This is a genomic window from Ruixingdingia sedimenti (genome assembly GCF_031432425.1).
GTDB classification, from domain to species: Bacteria; Pseudomonadota; Alphaproteobacteria; order Rhodobacterales; family Rhodobacteraceae; genus Ruixingdingia; species Ruixingdingia sedimenti.
Map to the genome: position 1 here is coordinate 1 of NZ_JAVKPH010000100.1, position 1722 is coordinate 1722.

Below are 1722 nucleotides of genomic sequence, written 5' to 3' on the forward strand. Positions count from 1 at the left end.
GCTTGCCAGTCGGCGCGGCCTTCCACGTCATGGCGGGGTCGAACCAGATCGTCAGAGAGCCGCGGCGCTTGAGCGCTGGGTTATAGGCGGGCCAGTTCCTGGTCTTGTAGATCGGGGGTGTCGGTCTGCTCATGCAGTCAAGCTACCACGCTGGATTCACGAGATGAATCCCTCACGCGATTTGTGCAACAGAGCCCCGCGAAGGGCTCGATCTGGACCGTTCGACGCTCGCAGATTGGGTTGGCAAATCCACTGCTTTGCTGGAGCCCTTGGCCGATGCCATCGGACGACATGTCCTGTCGGCTGAGGCGATTTTTGCCGACGACACACCGATCAGCATGCTGGCGCCCGGCACCGGCAAGACCCAGACCGCAAGGCTCTGGACCTATGCGCGCGACGAACGCCCCTGGGGTGGCACGGCACCGCCAGCGGCTTGGTATAGGTTCTCCGGCGACCGCAAAGGCCAGCACCCCAGGGATCATCTTGCCCGCTACCGCGGCTGGATGCATGCCGACGGCTATGCCGGGTTCGAGGACCTCTACCGCTCCGGCGCCATCCGCGAGGTCGCCTGCATGGCCCATGTCCGGCGCAAGTTCGTCGATATCCACCGATCACAGGGCTCCCCCATCGCCGAAGAGACCATCGGCCGGATCGCGCAACTCTATGCCGTCGAGAAAGAGGTCAGAGGCTCCCCGCCAGATCGCCGCACAGAACTCCGCCGCGCCCATGCCGCCCCGATCTTCGACGATCTGGAACGATGGCTGGCCATGCAACTCACCACGATCTCAGGCAAATCCCCGCTGGCCGGAGCGATCCGCTATGCCCTGACCCGCATGGAACGCCTGCGCCCATACCTCGACCACGGCATTCTTGAGTTGGATAACAACGCGGCCGAACGCGGAATGCGTGCTGTCGCCCTGGGGCGGAAGAACTACCTCTTCGTCGGATCCGAAGCAGGCGGCAAGGCGGCCGCCATCGCCTACACCCTGATCGAAACGGCCAAGCTCAACGCCGTCGATCCCCACGCCTGGCTCGCCGACACCCTCGCCCGCATCCCAGACTACAAGATCACCAAAGTCGATGACCTGCTTCCCTGGCACTCGAACGGATAGCGGTCAGACCGGACGGTTACCCCTCGGGGCTGGATCTTCGCGTTGTTCGCCTTGCTGGTTCAGGGGCGGTAGCGGGGCAGGGAACTCAGGTTTCCCTCCAAGCTGAAGCAAACACTCAGGAAAGTCCAGAAACACCAAGACCTGGGGCGAAGGCCCCAGAAGGAGGACTCATGTCCGTGCGTATTCAGTATGCCTATCTCAAGCAGCAGTGCTGGCTGTATCGGCGGAACTATCCCAAGGACCTGCAGGGGGTGTTGGGGCAGGCGCTGAAGCAGTCGTTGAAGACGGGGGATGCCCGGGTGGCCAAGGCGCGGGCAACCCCCGGATCAGACGCGCCAAGGCCTCAGGATCATACCCACCACTGATCCGCATCCGATGCCCACCCGCCAGTTCGATCTCGATGCAACTGTCGGGGACAGGCGCTGCAGCAGGCGCCCTTGCCTCCGCGACGATCTCCACCGGCAGAAAGCGCAAACCAGCTTCCTCTGATCCCGCTCCGGGCTTGGGCCTATACTTGGGATCGCGCAGCCATTTGAACCGCGCCGGGTTTGCCGGAGGCTCCAACTCTTGAGTAGGATGGAGCATCATGAGCAAGACGACGAACAAGTTT

Annotated in this window: 1 protein-coding gene and 2 pseudogenes; 2 read left to right on the forward strand and 1 reads right to left on the reverse strand. The window is 63.1% G+C overall.

Features of this window, described 5'->3' with window-relative positions; genetic code table 11:
* Positions 1 to 133 (reverse strand): annotated as a pseudogene (locus RGD00_RS23205) (IS5/IS1182 family transposase); the annotation flags it as partial.
* 64 nt (positions 134 to 197) lie between these two features.
* Here RGD00_RS23205 and tnpC point away from each other — a divergent pair.
* Both tnpC and RGD00_RS23215 read left to right on the forward strand, forming a co-directional pair.
* Positions 198 to 1112, forward strand: a pseudogene (gene tnpC, locus RGD00_RS23210) (IS66 family transposase); the annotation flags it as partial.
* Between the two features lie 170 nt (positions 1113 to 1282).
* Entirely contained in the window at positions 1283 to 1477 is a 195-nt protein-coding gene (locus RGD00_RS23215; protein WP_310459603.1) for a DUF6538 domain-containing protein, read from the forward strand.
* Positions 1478 to 1722 lie beyond the last annotated feature (245 nt).